General features: G+C 35.0%; 22 protein-coding genes. 9 read left to right on the top strand and 13 right to left on the bottom strand.

Annotated elements, in window-relative coordinates; genetic code table 11:
• Nucleotides 1-2 precede the first annotated feature (2 nt).
• The gene (ruvX, locus tag MYP_RS06250; protein WP_045460042.1) at nucleotides 3-419 is read left to right on the top strand and encodes a Holliday junction resolvase RuvX; all 417 of its coding nucleotides are present in this window, start codon (nucleotides 3-5) and stop codon (nucleotides 417-419) included.
• Between the two features lie 17 nt (nucleotides 420-436).
• Here ruvX and MYP_RS24800 read toward each other — a convergent pair whose 3' ends face one another.
• From MYP_RS24800 to rsfS, 9 genes are all read right to left on the bottom strand, one after another.
• Nucleotides 437-1153: a hypothetical protein gene (locus tag MYP_RS24800; RefSeq protein ID WP_156140360.1), complete on the bottom strand. Its 717-nt coding sequence runs from the start codon at nucleotides 1151-1153 to the stop codon at nucleotides 437-439.
• A 189-nt stretch (nucleotides 1154-1342) separates the two neighbouring features.
• Nucleotides 1343-1603, bottom strand: a complete 261-nt coding sequence (locus MYP_RS06260) for a hypothetical protein (protein WP_156140361.1) — start codon at nucleotides 1601-1603, stop codon at nucleotides 1343-1345.
• A gap of 18 nt (nucleotides 1604-1621) precedes the next feature.
• Nucleotides 1622-1864, bottom strand: a complete 243-nt coding sequence (locus tag MYP_RS06265; RefSeq protein WP_045460049.1) for a hypothetical protein — start codon at nucleotides 1862-1864, stop codon at nucleotides 1622-1624.
• A gap of 5 nt (nucleotides 1865-1869) precedes the next feature.
• Nucleotides 1870-2331: a hypothetical protein gene (locus MYP_RS06270; RefSeq protein ID WP_045460053.1), complete on the bottom strand. Its 462-nt coding sequence runs from the start codon at nucleotides 2329-2331 to the stop codon at nucleotides 1870-1872.
• A 95-nt stretch (nucleotides 2332-2426) separates the two neighbouring features.
• Entirely contained in the window at nucleotides 2427-3275 is an 849-nt protein-coding gene (locus MYP_RS06275) for a hypothetical protein (RefSeq protein ID WP_197060021.1), read from the bottom strand.
• On the bottom strand, nucleotides 3238-4008 hold the full coding sequence (locus MYP_RS06280) for a UDP-2,3-diacylglucosamine diphosphatase (protein ID WP_045460056.1): 771 nt from the start codon (nucleotides 4006-4008) through the stop codon (nucleotides 3238-3240). Before MYP_RS06280 ends, MYP_RS06275 begins: the two co-directional genes overlap by 38 nt.
• Nucleotides 3992-4621: an LUD domain-containing protein gene (locus MYP_RS06285; RefSeq protein ID WP_045460060.1), complete on the bottom strand. Its 630-nt coding sequence runs from the start codon at nucleotides 4619-4621 to the stop codon at nucleotides 3992-3994. The genes MYP_RS06280 and MYP_RS06285 overlap by 17 nt, the downstream gene beginning before the upstream one ends.
• Nucleotides 4621-6729 carry an ATP-dependent zinc metalloprotease FtsH gene (gene ftsH / locus MYP_RS06290; RefSeq protein WP_045460063.1) on the bottom strand — a complete coding sequence of 703 codons (2109 nt, stop codon included), beginning with the start codon at nucleotides 6727-6729 and terminating at the stop codon, nucleotides 4621-4623. The genes MYP_RS06285 and ftsH overlap by 1 nt, the downstream gene beginning before the upstream one ends.
• A 24-nt stretch (nucleotides 6730-6753) precedes the next feature.
• Nucleotides 6754-7122, bottom strand: coding sequence for a ribosome silencing factor (gene rsfS, locus MYP_RS26540; RefSeq protein WP_045460067.1), 369 nt, complete (start codon nucleotides 7120-7122; stop codon nucleotides 6754-6756).
• A 54-nt stretch (nucleotides 7123-7176) separates the two neighbouring features.
• Between rsfS and MYP_RS06300 the strand changes: the two genes are divergently transcribed.
• Both MYP_RS06300 and ahcY read left to right on the top strand, forming a co-directional pair.
• Nucleotides 7177-7947 carry a biotin--[acetyl-CoA-carboxylase] ligase gene (locus tag MYP_RS06300; RefSeq protein WP_045460070.1) on the top strand — a complete coding sequence of 257 codons (771 nt, stop codon included), beginning with the start codon at nucleotides 7177-7179 and terminating at the stop codon, nucleotides 7945-7947.
• Between the two features lie 90 nt (nucleotides 7948-8037).
• The gene (ahcY, locus tag MYP_RS06305; protein ID WP_045460073.1) at nucleotides 8038-9345 is read left to right on the top strand and encodes an adenosylhomocysteinase; all 1308 of its coding nucleotides are present in this window, start codon (nucleotides 8038-8040) and stop codon (nucleotides 9343-9345) included.
• Between the two features lie 35 nt (nucleotides 9346-9380).
• On the opposite strand, the gene rsmG is transcribed toward ahcY, so the two are convergent.
• Genes rsmG through MYP_RS06320 form a run of 3 tightly spaced genes read right to left on the bottom strand, consistent with a single transcriptional unit; the run spans nucleotide 9381 to nucleotide 11717 of the window.
• Nucleotides 9381-10049 (bottom strand): 16S rRNA (guanine(527)-N(7))-methyltransferase RsmG, encoded by a 669-nt coding sequence (gene rsmG / locus MYP_RS06310; RefSeq protein WP_081990414.1) that lies wholly within the window; start codon nucleotides 10047-10049, stop codon nucleotides 9381-9383.
• A complete protein-coding gene (locus tag MYP_RS06315) occupies nucleotides 10015-10626 on the bottom strand; it encodes an RNA polymerase sigma factor (RefSeq protein WP_045460075.1) in 612 nt (203 codons plus the stop codon). The genes rsmG and MYP_RS06315 overlap by 35 nt, the downstream gene beginning before the upstream one ends.
• Nucleotides 10617-11717, bottom strand: a complete 1101-nt coding sequence (locus tag MYP_RS06320) for a glycosyltransferase (RefSeq protein ID WP_045460077.1) — start codon at nucleotides 11715-11717, stop codon at nucleotides 10617-10619. Before MYP_RS06320 ends, MYP_RS06315 begins: the two co-directional genes overlap by 10 nt.
• A 66-nt stretch (nucleotides 11718-11783) precedes the next feature.
• On the opposite strand from MYP_RS06320, the gene tgt reads away from it, so the two are divergent.
• Entirely contained in the window at nucleotides 11784-12914 is a 1131-nt protein-coding gene (gene tgt / locus MYP_RS06325) for a tRNA guanosine(34) transglycosylase Tgt (protein WP_045460079.1), read from the top strand.
• Between the two features lie 11 nt (nucleotides 12915-12925).
• Nucleotides 12926-13999: an LptF/LptG family permease gene (locus MYP_RS06330; protein WP_045460081.1), complete on the top strand. Its 1074-nt coding sequence runs from the start codon at nucleotides 12926-12928 to the stop codon at nucleotides 13997-13999.
• Nucleotide 14000: 1 nt separating this feature from the next.
• Here MYP_RS06330 and ispE read toward each other — a convergent pair whose 3' ends face one another.
• Entirely contained in the window at nucleotides 14001-14807 is an 807-nt protein-coding gene (gene ispE / locus MYP_RS06335) for a 4-(cytidine 5'-diphospho)-2-C-methyl-D-erythritol kinase (RefSeq protein ID WP_045460083.1), read from the bottom strand.
• 71 nt (nucleotides 14808-14878) lie between these two features.
• Between ispE and MYP_RS06340 the strand changes: the two genes are divergently transcribed.
• The 4 genes from MYP_RS06340 (at nucleotide 14879) to MYP_RS06355 (ending at nucleotide 21543) form a co-directional block, all read left to right on the top strand.
• Nucleotides 14879-15463 (top strand): sugar transferase, encoded by a 585-nt coding sequence (locus tag MYP_RS06340; protein ID WP_045460086.1) that lies wholly within the window; start codon nucleotides 14879-14881, stop codon nucleotides 15461-15463.
• Between the two features lies 1 nt (nucleotide 15464).
• Entirely contained in the window at nucleotides 15465-16076 is a 612-nt protein-coding gene (locus tag MYP_RS06345; protein WP_045460089.1) for an acetyltransferase, read from the top strand.
• A gap of 12 nt (nucleotides 16077-16088) precedes the next feature.
• Nucleotides 16089-17216, top strand: a complete 1128-nt coding sequence (locus MYP_RS06350; RefSeq protein ID WP_045460092.1) for an aminotransferase class I/II-fold pyridoxal phosphate-dependent enzyme — start codon at nucleotides 16089-16091, stop codon at nucleotides 17214-17216.
• A gap of 91 nt (nucleotides 17217-17307) precedes the next feature.
• A complete protein-coding gene (locus MYP_RS06355) occupies nucleotides 17308-21543 on the top strand; it encodes a CHAT domain-containing protein (RefSeq protein ID WP_045460096.1) in 4236 nt (1411 codons plus the stop codon).
• The last annotated feature ends 102 nt before the right edge of the window (nucleotides 21544-21645 follow it).

Consider the following 21645-nt stretch of genomic DNA (forward strand, 5'->3'; position numbering starts at 1 on the left):
TTATGGGTAGAATACTAGCTATAGATTATGGAAGAAAGCGGGTTGGATTGGCTGTAACGGATCCATTAAAAATTATTGCAACAGCCCTGGATACAATTGACGAATCTAAAGTCCTGGATTTTTTAAAAGCATATTGCAGCAAGGAGGATGTTGAAGCCTTCGTAGTGGGTATGCCAAAAACTTTAGATAATAATGACTCTGAAAATGCGAAGTATGTAAAGGCTTTTTCAGAGAAACTGATCAAAATGTTACCCTCGATTCCTATTCATTTTATTGATGAAAGATTTACAAGCTCCATGGCTTTGAACGCTATGATTGCAGGAGGAATGAAAAAAAAAGACAGGAGAGAAAAAGGAAATATAGACAAAATCAGCGCTACTATTATATTGCAATCTTTTCTTGAGCAGCAAAGACGGTAACTTTAAGTTGTGGCGGTTTATTGGTTAAGAGAATATTCAGGTAACAATGCCATGTATTCCAGTATTTTTTGAGGACTCAGGTAATACTGGTCAATCCAGTCATTATCACCTTCCATTTCGGGAAGGCTTCTTACATAAGCAGCATATTCATAAAGTTGCCAACCTAAACCATGTCTTATGGTCCTGCGATCAGTATCTTTTTCAAACTGAGATCTAGTATTAGGAAAGATATAATCTAAGGCCACAGATGCCAATTCTTCTCCACTTTTATTGATATAAAAAGCAGTGTGCGCCAGTTCATGTCCGATAACGCCTATTTGAGCATTAAAAGATAGACTTTTCAGAATTATATTATCCATGATAGGACTACTTTGACTGCTAATAATGACCAAATATTCTCTTCGGTCTGTTTTTCTTAAAACTGTCCAGAGATTGGGCTGTGAGGTGAGAGGAATATAAGCTGGCTTCATGACAAATTTAATTTTTACTCCTTTCAGTTCTGGAAAATGAGATAGGGCTATCAAAGCCTGCAGTTCATAGCCTTGAGGCAATATTTTGTTTTGCCCGAACTCTTTCAAAAGGCTGTCATATTTAGAAATATAGTCTGCTTTTTTATACTCCTTTTTGACTTCATATTGAGTCTGCTCCATCTTTAATGTTCCTGAATACAGACTGTTAAAAAATGAGGCAAGGAGTGCTAAAGCCAAAAACAAAATGCTATTTCTCACCATCATATTAATTTACCTAAAATTGTTAGTTCAGTACAATTTGCTTTAAAAATGTCTATTAACCAATTTATTTAATAAATCTCATTAATAAGAAAGAGCAATATCATTTTAATAAAAATTACCTCTAAAATAAAATATTGTTTTAAAACTATTCTGGTATGTTGAGCTGAGTCAAATACCAGAATAGTTATACTTTCATTTTTGATCTGTACTGTCACTCCCACTCTCACTAGCCTGAGCGTCTGCGTTCTTTGTGTCAGACTCAGCTGCTCCGGGAGCAGACGGTTTTGTATTTACAAGATTTGCGGGATCTTTGTCCTGAAGTACTTTGTTGGGTACTCCATTTATCGTTAATGTGTCTTTAAATGCAGCATCAACGGTTTCATAATCTCTGCCACAAGAAAACATTATACTCACTGCAATCATTAACAATCCCGAATTGAAAATTCTTTTCATTGTATTGTTATTTTGATTTTATTCTTTAGTTCTCCCATTGAAAAACCATGCATTGGTACCGTGTGCCCCCTGTTGTCCTTCAATAGGACCATTTTCGGCTTCGGGACTTGCGCTATTATAATTGTATTCCGTGTTTTGGGATGCGCCTGCAGGCAATTCCCGCTCAGTATTGATGTTATAACTTTCGCTATTGGCCTGGCTTTTACAGCCAAACCCGAAAATTACCACTACCAATGAAAGAGCTATTGAAATCTTTTTCATAATTTTTACCAGTTATATTGCTGCCATTCCTGCTTATATGAGCTTGTATCAGAGTGTTTGTTGCTGCTATATGCAGTGTCCGGCTCAGGATAACTTTGTTCTATATATGCAGTAGTGTCAGTATAAGATTTTTGGACTGATGGGGAAGGCTTTGAAGGATGTTTCTTTTTTTCTGCAGCCATTTTCTTGTCTTCACCAGCGAAATAGGTAGATGCATAGCTTCCTCCCATACCCATTCCCGAAGCTCCCTGAAAATTTATTCTAGTTCTCGAAAAGCTGTATGCATAACCATCTGAATCAACATTGCTTTCTTCGGCTTCTTCTTTTTTTGTTGAAGGACTGGCAGAAATATTTCCCTTGTTTACCCCTTTGGTATTCATATAGGATCTGCCTTTAAATCTACCTTTGCTACTGCAGGATCCCAATACCAGGGAAAAAATTATTATGCTATAAAATACCCTTCTCATCACATACCTCCTTTTATAAAATTAAGTTGTGATTCTCAGGAAATGTTTTTTGAAAAATTATTGTGTGGTGATAATTAATGAGTTATACTGGTTCTCTAGGGAAGGGAGAAAGAAAAAATGTGAACAGATTCCTGATCAAATAAGAAGGCCTTTTGGTCGCTCAAAAGAGCAAAATTGTAATTCGTTCCGGTCGGCAGTTCTATTTCTCTTGCATTTTTGGTATAAAGATCAAGAATAACAAGTTTGTTGTCTTTAATATAATAAAGATTGTTTTTGATGAAACTGAAATAATCTAATCCTTGTACTTGAATTCTTTCTTTGAGATTACCCATGTTATCAAAAATTAGAATTCCCGAGTTTTTATCATTAATAAACAATAAATTCTGGTACTCTCTTAGAAAGGTTAAGTCATAATTCTGAGGATTCAGAATTAGCTCAAGAGGATTTCTGATATCAAGTTTATGATAAGTCAGATTATATTTTTTCAAAGAAAAGTCCGTCTCGTCCACAAGCCAAATATTATTGTCAGACGAAGGGGCAGCTATTCTGGCAAAGCCAACTAGTTCTTCATTTAAATCTGTATTAGGAGAGGGTGTCAGGAACCTGTTTAGAAACAGGAACTGTTGAAAGTTTCTGTAGAATACAAAGATGTTCACATTTCTCCATGCTTCCAGCAAAGTAACATTACTTTTTTTCTGAGGAGAAAAGGTTAACAAAAAATTTCCTTCCGAATCAAATTTACTAATGTTACCATTGGCATCAGCTGTATAAAAATTGAAATATGTATCTATAGAGACTTTTTTTACAGTACTGTTGATTTTTACAGATTTTAAAAATTTGAGATCATTTTCTTGTGCAAATGAATTTTGGAGAGAAAGGAAAAGGAGGATTGAGGAAATAAAAAATTTAATTCCTGAATTCTTTAAGCTCAAGTTTATTTCCATCAAATTCTGCATAGGTATAGTAATTAATCCAGTCTCCAATATTGACATAAACGGAATCAGGTCCCACTTTCATCTCAAGTTTCAGATGTCTGTGGCCGAAAATGTAATAATCTCTGTGTTTAAGCTTCTCCTGTTCTAGGCAATATTGGTAAAGAAATTCTTTATCGCCCAGAAACTCCTCTCCATGTTTACGAGTTTTGTTTCGACTGTTTTTAGAAAAATAGTTTGCAAGTCCTATACCAATATCTGGATGGATCCAACTAAAAAGAAATTGACAAATGGGATTGTCAAAGAATTTTCTGAGCAATTTAAAAGTTCTTTCACCAGGTCCCAAGGCATCTCCATGTCCTATCAGAAATTCTTTGCCTGCCACACTTATTTCTATTGGATTTCTGTAAACCGGAATATTTAATTCTTCAGTGAAGTAATTAAATATCCACATGTCATGGTTTCCAGTAAAAATATAAATCGGAATGCCAGCATCTGATAATTCTGCCAGTTTGCCCTGAAGCCTGATAAATCCTTTGGGAATTGCATGCTTGTATTCAAACCAGAAATCGAATAAATCACCCAGCAAGTAAATTGCCTGAGCATCATTTTTGATAGATTCCAGCCAGGCTACGATTTTTTTTTCACGGAGAAGGCTTTCCTCTGCAGTTGGCACGCCAAGATGGAAATCAGAAGCGAAAAATATTTTTTTCCCGGGGGGAAGTGAATTAATTACCTGTTTCATCAATTAAAAACAAAACAACTTCTTTTGGCGGTTGCTCTGTATTTGAAGAAGATTTTGATCCTGTTAAAATTGAGATTAAAGATGGTAAATTTTTCTGATACTTTTCTTCCAGATGTCGGATTCCATCACTGCGGGAAAGTAAGACCTGGTCAACAAATGCAATGATAATATGAATGTTAGAATGAAAGTATATTGGAGATTGAATTTGTTGTTGGTTGGAAGAAACTATTATACTCCCCGAATCTGCTAGCAATGACTCGCAAGTTGATATAAATAGATTATTATCTGAAAGTTTATCAATTTTATTCTTGCACTTTATCCCAAAATCTCCTGCCATTTCACTGATAAGTGTTTCAGCACTATAAGAAGCACAGTTTTTTTTCTGCTTTATAAATTTAATGAATGCGTTCTGAAAATGAACGGTTGATTCGCAGTAGACAAATGTACCTCCTGCTTTCGTAAATTTTTCAGCAAATGATATTTCCGCATCTTCAGATTTATCGATGCAATAAATAGGGGAGGAAAAATCAGGAGTGCGAGCTGCTCCCTGAACGGTAGAACTCGCACTCCTGATTTTATTAAAAATTTTGTCTTTTGATAAATTGAATCCCATTAATTATTTGGCTGATCTCCCTCTTCTTCTTGTCTTACCTTTTCAGACTGAGATTCTGATTCTTTCTTTTTTTCCTGCTCTGAAATCTTTGCTTTGTGTTCATCTTCAAGATTTTTCAAGGCATTTGTATTCAGGTCAACATTACCATCGCCAGATACTTTTCTATTCGTGTATGCCTGGTAAGTTGTTTCTCTTTCAAATGGCCTTTTTCCGATTAACACTTCAAGATCAGTCTGGAAAATGATTTCTCTTTTTAAGAGTTCCTGAGCAATTAACTCAAGTTCATTTCTTTTATCCGAAAGAAGTTGTTTAGTTCTATCGTATGCTTCCTGAATAATTGTCCTTACTTCCTGGTCAATTGTTTCTGCGGTAGCTTCTGAATAAGGCTTGTTAAAAGAATATTCACTTTGTTTTGAATCATAAAATGAAATATTTCCGATTTTATTATTCATACCGTACATGGTTACCATGCTGTAAGCCATTTTAGTGATTCGTTCAAGGTCACTTAATGCTCCGGTAGAAATTTTTCCGAAAACAATTTCTTCAGCAGCTCTTCCACCAAGCGTCATGCACATTTCGTCAAACAACTGCTCTGTAGTGTAAAGAAACTGCTCTTTTGGCAGGTATTGGGCATATCCAAGAGCAGCAATACCTCTTGGTACTATACTTACTTTTACCAAAGGATCTGCATGTTCCAGGAACCAGCCAGCAACTGCATGGCCAGCTTCATGATATGCAACGATCTTTTTCTCTTCCGGAGAAATAATTTTGTTTTTCTTTTCAAGACCACCTATGACACGGTCAATAGCATCTTGAAAATCATTCATATCAATCTCCTGCTTATCTTTTCTTGCTGCAATTAAAGCTGCTTCGTTACAGACGTTTGCTATTTCAGCTCCTGCAAATCCGGGAGTTTGTGCTGCCAGTTTTTTAGCATCAAGCTCCTTTGACAGTTTCAATGGTTTTAAATGAACATTGAAAATTTGTTCTCTTCCGACAATATCTGGTTTGTCAATGCTTATTTGTCTGTCAAAACGTCCTGGTCTAAGAAGAGCAGAGTCAAGAACGTCAGGTCTGTTTGTAGCTGCAAGTATGATTACTCCTGAATCAGTAGAAAATCCATCCATTTCTACAAGTAGTGAGTTAAGAGTGTTTTCTCTCTCATCATTAGCTCCGGGAATCTGGCCTCTGCCTCTCGAACGTCCTATAGCATCTATTTCATCTATGAAAATGATACAAGGTGCTTTTTCCTTGGCTTGCTTAAATAAGTCACGAACCCTTGCCGCTCCGACTCCCACAAACATTTCTACAAAGTCAGAACCTGAAAGAGAGAAGAATGGTACACCCGCTTCTCCTGCAACTGCTTTAGCAAGTAAAGTTTTACCTGTCCCGGGAGGGCCTATCAAAAGTGCTCCTTTAGGAATTTTACCTCCAAGTTTAGTAAACTTCGTAGGATTTTTAAGGAAGTCTACAATTTCTTTTACTTCTTCTTTACCTTCTTCCAGGCCGGCCACATCAGCGAAAGTGATTTTTACTTTATTCTCTGCATCAAATAATGCCGCTTTAGATTTTCCAATATTGAAAATCTGACCGCCAGGACCTCCTGAGGTCATTCTTCTCATAAGGAACCAGAATCCCAGTAGTATAAGAAATAGTAATCCCCAGTTTACAAGGAAGGTAGAAAAGTCAGATCTATCATTGTCAACTTCATAAGCAGCTCTTTGATCTTTAGGTACTTTGCTCGCAAGTTTGTCCAAATCTTCTTCAAATTTTTCAGCAGAACTTATCTGGAATTGAAAATGAGGTCCCTGTGTAAGGGCAAACGGCCCCCTCTGAGCAAACTTATCTTTATACTTCTCATTCTCAAGAGCTGTATCTTTAAGATATACCTCTACATATTTTCCGTTTACTACCACTACCTTTTTTACATCATGGCTTAGGTACATGTCTTCAAACTTCTTCTTGTCAATTTCAATGACAGAATTGTTTTTGTTAAAGTAGGTAATACCAAATACCAGCAACAGGAGGATAATTATAACCCATATCTGATAATTTGGTTTTTGTGGTGATTTTGGAATGATCTTCTTCTTGGATTTATTATCAGTCATTTTGCTTATTATAAAAAAATTAAATTAATCTTCAATATTAATGATTTTAGCGTCTCCCCAAAGTTCTTCGAGTCCATAAAATTGTCTTCTGTCGCGCTTAAAAACGTGTGCTACCACCTGAACGTAATCCAGAAGTATCCACTCTTTGTTGGTTTTACCCTCCTTGCGCCATGGATTTTGAGCTATTCCTTTATAAACTTCTTCTTCTATTGAGTCTGCTATTGCATCAATTTGTGTATCAGAACCACCTGTACAGAGAATAAAATAATCTGCCACTGCATTCTTAATACTTTTTAAATCTATTATTGTTATGTTAGTAGCCTTTTTTTCCTTCATTCCTGATACTATCAGGTCTTTCAGATCTTCTTTTTCTTTAACTATTTTTTCTTTCACTCTTAATTTAAAATTAATTTTGATTCTTAGTTCATCTACAAATATAGAAATACCTTGTACAATATTACAGCCAACACGCTTTTTATCGGAAAACCTTTGATTTATCTGCCATCTTGTCATTCAACTAATGAAATTGCTGCAGAAATGGTTCAAAGTCCGAATATTACGGAAGGAACGACGATCATTGCAAATTTCCAGACAGCAGGAAAGGGGCAAAGGGGTAATTCTTGGGAATCTCAAGAAGGAAAAAATCTGATGTTTTCAATCATTTTAAAACCTTCTTTTCTTTCTCCTACAGAACAGTTTCAGCTGAATATGACAATTTCACTTGCCGTATCTGAGTTTTTAACAACTTATCTGGGAAAAAAGATCAAAGTGAAATGGCCCAACGATATTTTTTTTGAGGATAAGAAAATTTGCGGAATTTTAATACAAAATTTTATTAAATCTTCAAAGATTGAAACTTCAATAGTGGGAATTGGCATCAATATCAATCAGATTGAATTTTCGGAGGGCAGGGCCACTTCTTTAGCCAAAGTTCTCCTCAAAGAATTTGATCGGAACGTTCTCTTAAATGAATTTCTCATAATCCTGGAAAAAAATTATTTGAAGTTAAGAAACGGAGGAGTGGAAAGTCTGAAAAACAGATACATTGATAATTTATACAAGGCTGGTGAAATAAGTTTTTATAAGACAAAAGAAAGTGTTTTTAAAGGGATGATCATTGGGATAGATGAAATAGGTCAGCTTTTAATCAAAGAAAATGATGATATACACTCATTTCAATTTAAAGAGGTTGAGTTTCTTAATATTAAGGATAAATGAGCTGATTTCGTTGAATTTAATAAACCGACTGGGTATATTTGCTGAAGTGAAAAGATAAATCTATACTTAATTTTAAACTTTTGCGATCAAATGGTTGAGACGTATATTAAATACAAAGTTAAAGACATTGCCCTTGCTGAATGGGGAAGAAAAGAAATAAAACTGGCGGAAGCTGAAATGCCAGGTTTAATGTCTATAAGAAAAGAATTTGGCCCTTCCAAACCATTAAAAGGCGCTAGAGTTGCAGGGTGTCTTCATATGACAATTCAGACTGCTGTCCTTATCGAAACTCTTATTGAATTAGGTGCAGAAGTTACCTGGTCATCTTGTAATATTTTTTCTACACAAGATCATGCTGCTGCCGCCATTGCTGCTGCTGGAATTTCTGTTTATGCTTGGAAAGGCATGAACGAAGAGGAATTTGATTGGTGTATAGAGCAGACTTTGTTTTTTGGTGAAGACAGAAAACCTCTTAATATGATCCTTGATGATGGTGGAGATTTGACTAATATGGTATTAGACAAATATCCTGAGCTAGTTAAAGATATCAGAGGAATTTCTGAAGAAACTACTACTGGAGTTTTGAGATTACATGAGCGAGTGAAAAATGGAACACTTCCTCTTCCTGCTATTAACATTAATGATTCTGTAACAAAGTCTAAATTCGACAATAAATATGGCTGTAAAGAGTCTCTGGTAGATTCAATCAGAAGAGCAACAGACATTATGATGGCTGGTAAGGTTGCCGTAGTTGCTGGTTATGGTGATGTAGGAAAAGGCTCAGCTCTGTCTTTAAGAGGTGCAGGAGCAAGAGTTATTGTTACTGAAATAGATCCAATCTGTGCTCTTCAGGCTGCTATGGACGGTTTCGAAGTAAAGAAAATGGATGATGCAGTAAAAAGAGCAGATATTGTTGTTACTGCAACAGGAAATAAAGATATCATTGTCGGAAGACATTTCGAGTCGATGAAAGACAAAGCTATCGTTTGTAACATTGGTCATTTTGACAATGAAATTGACATGGCTTGGTTAAACAAAAACTATGGTGCTACAAAGGATACTATCAAACCTCAGGTAGATAAATATACTATAAAAGGTAAAGATGTTATTGTACTTGCGGAAGGAAGACTTGTAAATCTTGGTTGTGCAACAGGGCACCCATCTTTTGTAATGTCTAACTCTTTCACGAACCAGACTCTGGCTCAGCTTGAACTTTGGCAGAATTCTTCAAAGTATGAAAATAAGGTTTATACTTTGCCTAAGCACCTGGATGAAAAAGTTGCCAGTCTCCACCTTGAAAAAATCGGTGTTGAACTGGATGTTCTTTCTCCTGATCAGGCTAAATATATTGGCGTGGCAGTGGAAGGACCGTTTAAATCTGATTCTTACAGATACTAAAATAAAAAAGCCCCGAAGAGGGGCTTTTTTTATTTTTATTTCCATCCTGTAGCAGGCACATATACTACTTTTTTCGTTTCGAAGAATTCTTCTTCAAAGAATTCACTTATATCACGAACCCGAAAGGATTTAATATTTTTCAATTCTTCAGTAAGATCGCCACCTTTCAGGTAAAGAAGACCATTATCAAGATCATTAAAACCGCCTTTCAGGTATTTACCTTTTGCCCATTTCCCGATTTCATCAAGAGTTGTTACGGCTCTACTCACAACAAAATCAAATTTTTCAGGAATTTGCTCGGCTCTTGCCTGTCTCGCTTTAAGGTTATGCAAACCAACCCCGGAGCTTACTTCTTCTACAACTTTTATCTTTTTACCAATCGAATCCACCAGTAAGAAATCAGTTTCAGGGAAGTAAATAGCTAGGGGAATTCCTGGGAATCCTCCTCCGGTGCCAATATCCAAAACAGTTGTCTGAGGTTTAAATTGAATGACTTTGGCAATAGCCAAAGAGTGTAATATATGACGTTCATACAAAAGATCAATGTCTTTACGGGAAATAACATTGATCTTTTGATTCCATTCTTTATATAAATCTTCTAGTTTTTCAAATTTGGTAATTTGATCCGAAGATAATTCTGGAAAATATTTTTTGATTAAATCCAAAGGTTTAGATAGCGTCTTTTCTGTTTTTAACCAGATCATAGAGCAATTCTCTTGCCCTGTGCAGTTGAGCTTTTACAGTTCCAAGAGGTGCATCTATTTCAGCAGCAATTTCTTCATAGGAAAGCTCATTGAAATATCTCAACTTTACTAATACCTGATACTTTGGAGGAAGTTTTGTTACTATAGTCTGAATGATTTCAACTTTCTCAGATTTGATAGCCTCTTCCTGAGGGTTTAGGCTGGCATCTTTTATGTCAATATCAACATTATCTCCATTGTCATCTTTGAAAGTATTGCTGATACTAAAGGTATCAAGCTTTTTCTTCCGGATAAAATCGATACAGTTATTGGTAGCAATTCGGAAAAGCCATGTACTGAATGTAAACTCAGGATTGAATTTTTTCAGATTTTTAAATGCTTTAGCAAATGCTTCAATGGTAAGATCTTCGGCATCATCAACATTTCTTACCATTTTTAAAATCATATGGTAAACCGGCTTTTTATACCTTTGCATTAATTCTGCGTAGGCTTTTTCATCTCCACGCTCCTTGGCCAGCTCTATAAGTTGAAAATCTTTTTTAGCCTTTTCTGAAAATTGCTTATTACTTAAATCCATTTAATTTTTCTTGAAAATAAGGCAGATATGCCAACCAAAAGATAATTTAGATAATAAAAGAAATCTAAAATGGGGAACCAATACCATGCTAGGGAATCTTTTAGCTTTCTAGTTATCAACACAAAATTAGAAATTATCAACAAAGTTCTCAAAATAAATACAATTATAATAATTTGATGAATACTTTCAAGATAAACCATTAACAAAAAGCTAGCATAAAATCCTAAATTGGCCATTACGAATATCCCTAAAATTAGTTTGCTTTTTAGAGTATAAAGTTTTCCTACAGACAAATGCCGTAGTTTTTGTTTAAACCATTGTCTATAAGTATTTTTTGGTATTGAAATAGTCTGACTGCATTTTTTAGTTATGATTGCTGTTTTTGAATACTTTGAAATTTCCTGCACTGTAAGATCATCATCACCTCCTTGTATGCTGCAATACCTGTCTAAAGAATTGGATTGCATAAGGGTCTTTTTGCGGTAAGCAAGGTTTCTGCCGACTCCCATATATGTCATCCCGGTTAATGACAGAGAGAAGTATTGCATTGCTGTATTAACGGTTTCAAAGCGAATTATTTTATTCAAAAAAGTATTTTCTTTCGAATAGGGGGAATAACCAAGAACTAGTGAAATCTCTGAGGTAAATTTTTCCGCAACTGTTTTAATCCAAAATTCTGAAGCAGGAAGACAATCGGCATCCGTAAGAAGGATGATTTCTCCACCTGCAAGATCGATTCCTTGTTTTAAAGCATATTTTTTTCCATTCCAGCCCTCGGGCAAAGAATATACATTTAAGAATCTGAACTTTGAATCTTGGAGAAATTGTTTTTCAATAAATTCCTGAGTACCGTCTTCCGATCGATCATTAACCAGAATTACTTCAAAATCAGGATGTTTTTGAGCTAAAAGATTTGGGATTAATTTTTTTAAATTATCTTTTTCATTTCTCGCACAAATAATTACACTGACTTTTAATGATTTAACATTCCCTGAAATTTCTTTATAAAACCAAAGTCGGGAAAATACAAAAAGGATATAAACCGCCTGAATGATTGTAAATAATATAAATAAAACTGTTAGAATCCCCATCAGGCAAAAATTAAAAATTAAAATTAATAAGAATTACGATATTTTTGTGGAATTGAATTAGCAAGAATGGTATTTAAAATACAATCAACAGACAAAAAAAGTAAGGCAAGAACGGGGACAATCCAGACAGACCATGGAGAAATTAAAACTCCAATTTTTATGCCTGTGGGAACTGCCGGAACAGTTAAAAGTATCCATCAACGAGAACTGGAAAGTGATATCAACGCACAGATCATATTAGGAAACACCTATCACTTGTATCTGCGTCCTGGATTAGATGTATTATCACAGGCTGGAGGGATTCATAAATTCAATGGCTGGAACAGACCTATCTTAACTGATAGTGGAGGGTACCAGGTATATTCGCTATCGGGTACAAGAAAAATTAAGGAAGAAGGGGTAACTTTTGCTTCCCACATAGATGGTAGCAAGCATACCTTTACCCCTGAAAATGTAATGGATATTCAAAGAACCATTGGGGCGGATATTATCATGGCGTTTGATGAATGTACACCATATCCTTGTGAATATAAATATGCCAGAAAATCCATGGAAATGACACATCGCTGGCTAAAAAGATGTTGTGATAGATTCGATTCCACAGAACCTAAGTATGGATATGGCCAGACTTTGTTTCCAATTGTTCAGGGAAGTTGCTTTAAAGATCTGAGGTTGGCTTCTGCAGAGAAAATAGCTTCTTTTAATCGTGAGGGAAATGCAATAGGTGGCCTTTCTGTGGGTGAGCCTGCAGAAATTATGTACGAAATGACAGAAATTGTCTGCTCCGTACTTCCATGGGAAAAACCAAGGTATCTGATGGGAGTTGGAACTCCAGCAAATCTGCTTGAATCTATAGCTTTGGGAATCGATATGTTTGATTGCGTAATGCCTACCAGAAATGCCAGAAATGGGATGATTTTTACAACAGAAGGGATTATCAATATAAAAAATGAGAAATGGAAAAGTGACTTTTCTGAAATTGATCCCGGTTTGCCTTCTTTTCTGAAAAATTATTACAGCAAAGCATATCTTCGACATTTGGTGGCTTCCAAAGAAATTTTAGGTGCCCAGATTGCAACTTTGCAAAATCTTACTTTTTACCTTTGGTTAATGAATGAGGCCAGGACTAAAATAGAGGAGGGAACATTTTCTGAATGGAAAGACTTGACTGTTAAAAAAATAATGACAAGACTATAAACTGATTTAAAGTGAAAATTATAGACAGATATATCTTAAAGAAATTTTTAAGTGCATTCTTTTTTACGGTAATACTTTTAGTGGCGATTATTTGTGTTATTGACTTTACTGAGAAAAATGATGACTTCATTAATAGCCATGCCCCTTTTAACCTGGTAGTGAAGTATTATTTAAATTTTGCTCCATACATAGCCAATATGCTGAGCCCAATTACAGTATTCATTGCAACTGTATTCGTTACAGCAAAAATGGCCTCTCACACCGAAATCATTGCAATTTTGAATGGAGGAATCAGCTTTAGAAGAATGCTTTTGCCCTATCTGATGGGGGCCAGTATGATTGCTGTGTTTATTTTTATCCTGATCGGGTGGCTTTTGCCGAAGGCGAATAAGGAAAGGGTAGCATTTGAGAATGTCTATGTAAAAGATCAGTTCTATTATGAGGGCAGAAATGTCCATCTCAAAATAGCTCCGGAGACGTATGTTTATATGGAAAGTTATAACAACCAGATCAGTACTGGATATCAGTTTACTTTAGAAACAATTGATGGAAAGGACTTAAAAAGTAAACTAAAGGCAATGAGAATTACCTGGATGCCAGAAAAAAATAAGTGGGAACTGGAAAATTACATGGTCCGAAAGTTTGTGGATGGTAAGGAATCTATCAGTTTCGGAACCCGCACAGATACTACAATAAATCTATACCCCAAAGATTTTGAAAGTACCTACTTACTCCATGAAACTTTTACAATACCGGAACTTAAAAATTATATACAGGAACTTAGGGATAAAGGGGTAGAAAGTGTTGCAGTCTACGAAATTGAGATGTATGAGAGATATACTTATCCTTTTGCAATCATTATCCTTACTGTAATTGGGGTGGTAGTTTCCGCAAGAAAGACGAGGGAAGGTGCAGGATTTCAGATTGCATTCGGATTTTTACTGGCCTTCATATATATCATATTTGTAATAATGAGTCGAAGCATAGCAAATGCAGGAACGCTTAGTCCATTATTAGCAGCGTGGCTTCCAAATTTAGTGTTTGCTTCAATAGGTTTAATAATGTATAAAACGCTCCCGAGATAATTCAGAAAGAAAAAGAAAAACTAGTGCATCCTGATAATGATACACTGTGAAGTTGGTCTTTATTGGTAAATATTCCGAACATTGTGGAGCCACTACCGCTCATGCAAGCATATATTGCTCCTGAAGAATACAATTTTTCCTTGATGTCGTTTAACATTGGATAGATTTCAAAAACCGAATCTTCAAAATCATTATGCAACTTATTTTTCCATTGTGCGATGTCTTCTCCTATGACTTCTTGCACCGGATATAGAGGGGCCTTGGGGGTAACTTTACTATAGGCTTCTTTAGTTGAAACTCCAAAGGGAGGAAATATCAACAATCCAAAATAACCATCTAAAGACAAATTGATAGGGGAAAATACATTTCCTTTTTCTTTTCCTATAACAGGTTTATTATTTATAAAAAATGGACAATCACTGCCAATTGGAGCAACTATATCTTCCATTTCGTGCGTTGAAAGACCAAGTTGAAATAATTCGTTGAGAAGTTTGACCGTAAATGCAGCATCTGAAGAGCCTCCGCCCAAACCTGCACCCATTGGAATAGCTTTGTGAAGGTGAATCTTTACCTGCCCAATTCCATATTTCTTTTGCATTGCCCTGTGAGCCTTTATTACCAGATTATCTTCTCCGGAAGAACTTTCTAAACCGGAATGAGTAAACTCAAACAGATCTGAATGAAGTATTTCAAGGGAATCAAAAATTTTTACAGGATAAAAGCATGTCTCAAGATTGTGAAAACCATCAGGTCTTTTAGAAACTATATTTAATCCAAGATTAATTTTGGCATTAGGAAAAGCAATCATTAATGAATAAGAAGCTATTTTTGAAACAAAAATAGAAAAAACGCTTTAAAATTCGTTAGACTTCAAAAGCAATGTATCAAAGGATTGTAAAACCGGTTTTTGATTTTCTTTTTGCCTCTTTGGCAATAGTAGCTTTATCCCCCCTAATATTTCTTATTACACTCTTTATTTTAATTTTTTCAGAAAAACCTGTATTTTTTATTCAGGAAAGGATCGGATATAAAGGGAACAGATTTAAAATAGTAAAATTCAGGACAATGAAGAACAACTTGCCTGATGGTCAGGTAGAATATACGTTCTATGGTGAATTTTTAAGGAAAACAAGTCTGGATGAATTACCCCAGTTATTAAATATTCTCAAAGGGGATATGAGTTTTGTAGGCCCTCGCCCTTTATTAACGGAGTATCTACCACTGTACAATAAACAACAAGCAAAGAGACATGATGTTAAACCAGGAATGACGGGTTGGGCTCAGATAAATGGACGAAATGCAATTTCATGGAATACTAAATTTGATTTTGATTTATATTATGTAAATAATTGTTCGATGTTCCTGGATTTGAAAATATTGATACTTTCGATTAAACATGTACTTTCAGGAGCAGGTATTAATACAAATTCAGGTAGTTTTGTAGAAAAATTTAAAGGAAACTAAAATGTTGTTATACGGGGCAGGTGGCCATGCTAAAGTAATAAGGGAATGTGTAAAATCGATGGGAGATGAAGTGTTCTTTATCTTTGATGATTTCAGTAAGTCTGTTATGTTGGAAGACATTCCGGTTATTGGTCCTTACAATGCTGAATTTAATATTTACGATAAAATTCTAATTTCCATAGGGGACAACCTGACCAGAAAAACAGTTGCAGAAAAGATTGTACATAAGTTTTCAAACGCTATTCACCATGAATCTGCAATTATATCTCAATATGCAGCTCTGGAAAAAGGAACAGCAGTAATGCAGGGGGCAATTATTCAGGCCGGAGCTCAGGTTGGAAAGCACTGTATTATAAATACAGGAGCCAATATTGATCACGATAGTAAAATATCAGACTTCGTTCATATAGCTCCGGGGGCGATATTATGCGGAGATACAGAAATAGGAGAGGGGGTATTAGTCGGGGCGGGTGCTATAGTAGTTCCAGGAATTAAAATAGGGAAATGGTCGGTGATTGCTGCAGGCACAGTTGTTACAGAAAATGTGCCGGATTATTCTTTAATTGCCGGAGTCCCAGGTAGGTTTATTAAATCTCTGGTGAAAACTATCTGAATTATCATTTAAATGAATAAAAGAATTTACCTCTCTCCACCTCACATGAGTGGAGCAGAGGAAAAATATATCAAAGAGGCATTTGATAAAAACTGGATTACTACAAGTGGAGAAAATATCGAATCATTTGAAAAGGGTTTATCATCATATTGTAACATACCTTTCGCTTTAGCTGTCAATTCGGGAACATCCGCCTTGCATCTTGCTTTAATGGCATTAAATGTAGCTGAAGGAGATGAAGTAATTTGTTCTACGCTGACTTTTTCTGCAACAGCGAATCCAATTTTGTATTGTAAGGCCACCCCTGTATTTGTGGAGAGTGAAAAATGCACTTGGAACATGTCTCCTGAATTTCTCGAAATTGCAATTAAAGAAAGATTAAAGAAGGGGAAAAAAATTAAAGCTATTATTCCTGTACACTTATTCGGAAATCCGGCGCAAATGGATGAAATTATGTCATTGTCAAGGAATTTTCAGATCCCTGTCATAGAAGATGCTGCAGAATCATTAGGGGCGACTTATTCAAATAAGATGACAGGAACAATCGGAGATATTGGAATTTATTCATTTAACGGAAATAAAATCATCACAACATCCGGGGGAGGGGCTCTTATAACTAGTCACCAGAATATTTATCATACAGCTAAATATCTGGCTTGTCAGGCTCGTGAAAATGTGAAATATTATCTTCATAAGGATGTTGGGTATAATTATAGAATGAGTAATGTACTTGCAGGTATTGGAAGAGGGCAACTAGAAGTTATTGAAGATAGAATAAGGTCCAGGAGAGAAAATTTTGAAACTTATAAGAAACTTTTAGAGCCTTCAGGCAAATTTAAATTTCAGTCTGAGATAGAAAATTGTTCTTCAAACAGGTGGTTATCAGCTGTATATATAGATGGAGATACTCATCTGCGAGATAATATTATGACGAACCTTGAATCATTTAATATTGAATCAAGGCATGTTTGGAAGCCATTACATACTCAGCCTATTTTTAGTAAATATCCATATTACGGAGATCGGTTTTCAGAATCACTTTTTTTGAATGGATTATGCCTTCCTTCCGGTTCAGAGTTGAAAAAAGAAGAAATTCAGTTTATTGCAGAAATGTTAGTAAAGACAATTTCTCGCAGTTAATTAATGATTTTAGACTCTGGATATCTTTTTTGCGTAGGCTAAAATGGTTAAGTTTATTAATAGTTAATTAGTATTTTGATTTTGCTCAATTATGGGAAAGTTCCTCACTCTTTTCGTTTTTACATTTTTTATTGGTTTTCAAATCTCTTTAGCAGCAGATAATCACGATGATGTCTTACTAAAAGTAGACAAAGATTACAACAAGGGTGACTACAAACAAGCTTTATTGAAGGCCAAAAATCTTCTGGCAAAATCCCAGGAGTCTGAAGATTTATTGAAGATTGCCCGAGTGAATTTTAAACTTGCCAAAATTTATGATGCTCTTTGCAGATTTGAAGAATACAAACAACACGTGGAGGAAGGAGCAGCGAGGTTATTAAAAGCAGACCGCAAAGACACCGTTTCCTACATTAATGCTTGTCTTGAAGGCAGTGCTGCATACATGGAGTATGGAGAATATTATAAGGCTTCAGTATTGCTGGAAAATGCGAAAAAATTTACACATAAAATCGGCAGTCGCTGGATCAGGGCCAATCTGCAGGAAAAGGAAATTCTTAACCTATTTCTAATGGGGTATTACAATCGAGCAGAACAGTCTTCTATGGATCTGGTAAAAGTGCGCAAAGAAATATTGAATGATCGTTCAGAAAAATCAACTGCTAAAGAATTGCGTTCAAAAAAATCGGACCTGGCAAGAGCAATAAATCTACTGGCTGAAATAAAATTAATTAATTCTGATTTTAAAGTTGCCGACTCTCTGATCTCCTTAAATCTAAAATGGATATCATCCAATATTGGAAAAAAGAGAATTGAATATTCGAGAGCACTCTTTCTAAAAGGATTGATTTATGAAAATAGGGGAGAAGCAGCAAAAGCCGGAGCAAAATTTTCAAAAGCTTTAAAAGTCTCTTATAAGAGTAGAGATATAAAACATAAAATTCATAGTAAGCCAGCAATAGCCTATTTTGAAAAATTGATTCCGGCTTTAAGAAAAGCAGGCCATCCGAGAAAAGCCAGTAAAAGAGAAAAACAACTTGAAGCACGAATAAAGAGATATTATGGAAAAGATAATTATGCTTATGCCAAAACTCAACTGATTACCGCAGATCGTTTATTCAAGGAAAAAGATTATCATAAAGCTCAGTCTAAGTTACAATCTTTACTGAAAGAGAAAAATTTTTTCCCCCAGGATCATATTGAGAGAGCAACTGTGTTAAACACTCTATACAGGGCTCAAATTGAAAATGAAGATTATATAACGGCAGAATCAACCCTTCAGGAAATTTCAGAGTTAAATCTTAAGGTCTATGGGAAGCTAGCACCTAGGTATCACCTGGGACTTGTAGAAGAAGGAAAGTACATAATTAATTATGGATCTCAGTTGTCGAAAGCAGAAAGAATATTTGCAGTAAGTCTTAATGGTGTTTTGGCATTAGAAGTACCGCACAATAATGTCCAGTATATAGAAGGGCTTTATAGCCAGGCTCAGTTGTTACAATATGTTGACAAATTTCCCCAAGCACTAGCAACACTTCATCAGGCCAAAGATAAAGTAGAAAAATTTTATGGAAATACTTCAGATTATTATGCAGTAGCTCTAAATAAACTGGCAGCTATACAAATTGCACTTGGCCAATACAATGAAGCTGAGGAAAATATAAATAAATCTCTTTCTTTTTATAATACCAAAAAGAACAAAGAGCAGAACATTGATTATGCACATAGTCTTGAAACATTATCAAAATTTTACATTGTCCAGGGGAAATTTCGTGAGGCCGAAAGAACGGTTAAAAAAGCATTAAAGATTACAAAGAGTGCTAATGAAAATGAAAAGGTTTCAACAGTTGCAGAAGAGCTGATAAACTTGAATATCCTCAGAGGAAAGTATGCTTCAACGGAAGGAGCTCTTTTAGAAATTATAAAAACAAGAGAAGGCAAATTTGGCATCAAACACCGCAGCCTTATCAGCCCTGTGAGTCAGCTCTGCAACCTTTACCTAATTACAGGAGATTATAATAAAGCTGAAAAACAGGCCAGAAGAGCATATGCAATAAGTGAAGAAATATTTGGATCTAATTCTGTCATTCATGCAAATAGTATTAAGCTACTAGCAAAGACATTTACAGCTATAGGAGACTATGAAAAGGCAGAAGATGCCGGCAGCAAAGCTTTATCCATTCAGTCACTTCACTATGGCCATAATCATTTAGAGATAGCTTCAACACTGAATGAACTTGCTAAAGTAAAATTCTATAACAATCCTTATGATCAAGAATCAGAAAGACTTTATACAGAAGCAGCGTCCATAATCAATTCTTGCCTTGGGAGTGACAACCTTCATTATGCAGAAATATTGAAAAATTTATCAATGTTTTATATTGAAAATAGAAAGAATAAACCTGCAGAAGATAGTCTGAACAAAGCTAATGCTATTTGGATTGCAAAACTTGGAAATGCTAATATTCATTCAGCCGAGGCAGCTTATATGAAAGGAATATTCTTTTCCAAAATAGAAAAGTATACAGACGCCAGAGAATCCTTTGAAGCTAGCAAAAACCTTTACGGAAAGATATTTGATGCCCACCATCCTTACTACATAAAAGCACTCAGTAAGGAAGGCCAGATGGCATTTATTTTAGATGATTTCAAAGCCGCAATAAGATGTCTTGATGAGACAACTGTTGCTGACTTAAAATTTATTAGAAAATACTTTCCATCTCTAAGTGATAGAGAAAAGAATAAATTCTGGAATCTGATTAAAGATGACTTTGAATTTTATAATACCCTTGCTATAAAATTAGCAAAAGAAAACCCAGAACTACTTCAAAATGTCTATGACTTTAGCCTTAAAACAAAAGCAATTTTGTTGAACTCATCCATTAAGGTTAAAGAAAGGATTCTGAGCAGCAATAATCCGGAATTAATAAAAAAATATGAGAGCTGGATAGATAAAAGAGAATTCCTTACATCTGCCTTATCTATGGATGCAGCACAACAGAAAGAAAATAACATTGATGTAAAGCTATTGGAAAAAGAAATTGAAGCACTTGAAAAAGATCTGAGTGAAAAATCAGAATTCTTCTTTACAAATTATGAAAAGTCTGATGTCAACTGGAAACAAGTAAAAGCAGTTTTGAAGCCCAATGAATATGCAGTAGAAATAATTAGATTCAGGTACTTCGATAAAAAAATTTCTGATTCGGTAGTTTATGCAGGCCTGGTTATCAATGAAAATTCAAAAGCACCGGAGCTTGTGCTGATACCGTATGGAAATGACCTTGAAAATAAATATCTTAACTATTACAGAAACTGTATTAAGCTTAATGTTGAAGATCAGTATTCCTTTGAAAAATTCTGGAAACCATTTAATAATCTGATTAAGCAAAATGCCACAGTTTTTATTTCTGGAGATGGAGTTTATAACCAGATCAATATAGAAACAATTTGCGGCCCTGATAAGAACTATCTTTTGAACAAATATGAATTTGTTCTTGTCAGCAATACCAGAGATTTGCTGAGTATACATGTTAAAGCTTCAAAAAAAGATAAATTAAAACCTTCAGTAGGGAATAAAATAAAATTGTTTGGCAATCCAACATACTATGAAGAATCAATTGATGCAAATGGAGATATAAAAGATTCCATTTATTTCAGAACTTCTCTTAGCTTGACAGACGGAAAAAGAATACCACAGCTCCCTGGGGCAGAGGGAGAGGTAAAGCATCTCAATGATTTAATGACTAAAAATGGCTGGGAAACAGAAATCTATTTAAATAATCACGCCACGGAAAGCAATTTGAAATCAATTAAAGATCCAAAAGTATTTCATATCGCAACTCACGGTTTTTTTATGGAAGATATTGAGCCGGATTATAATGAAGGGCTTTCAGACAAAAATCTTCAAAATCCCCTTTTAAGATCAGGGTTACTGTTGAAAAATGGAGGAGCACTTCTTGCTAAAAATAAAGTATATGAGTTGAATTCAGAAGATGGAATATTAACAGCCTATGAAGCAATGAATTTATATCTGGATCATACGGAATTAGTAGTATTGAGTGCTTGTGAAACAGGAGTTGGGAAAGTTCAATTAGGAGAAGGCGTCTGCGGTTTACAAAGAGCCTTTTTGATTGCAGGTGCAAATTCAGTGATAATGAGTCTATTTAAAGTTTCAGATAATGTAACAAAAGAGCTTATGACTATTTTTTATGATAAATGGCTTTCTACAGGAGCTAAAAGAAAATCTTTTTTAGAAGCTAAGAGAGTGATCAAAGAGAAGTATAATGATCCGATCTATTGGGGGGCTTTTATTATGGTTGGATTGGAATAAAAAAATATTTTTCTTTTAAGAAGAAGATGAATTGCTTGTTTGTTATTGATAATTAGTGTGTTATCGTTTTTTTGTGGATTGAACAACAATTTTTTAAAAAAA

This window comes from Sporocytophaga myxococcoides, assembly GCF_000775915.1.
Taxonomy (GTDB): domain Bacteria; phylum Bacteroidota; class Bacteroidia; order Cytophagales; family Cytophagaceae; genus Sporocytophaga; species Sporocytophaga myxococcoides_A.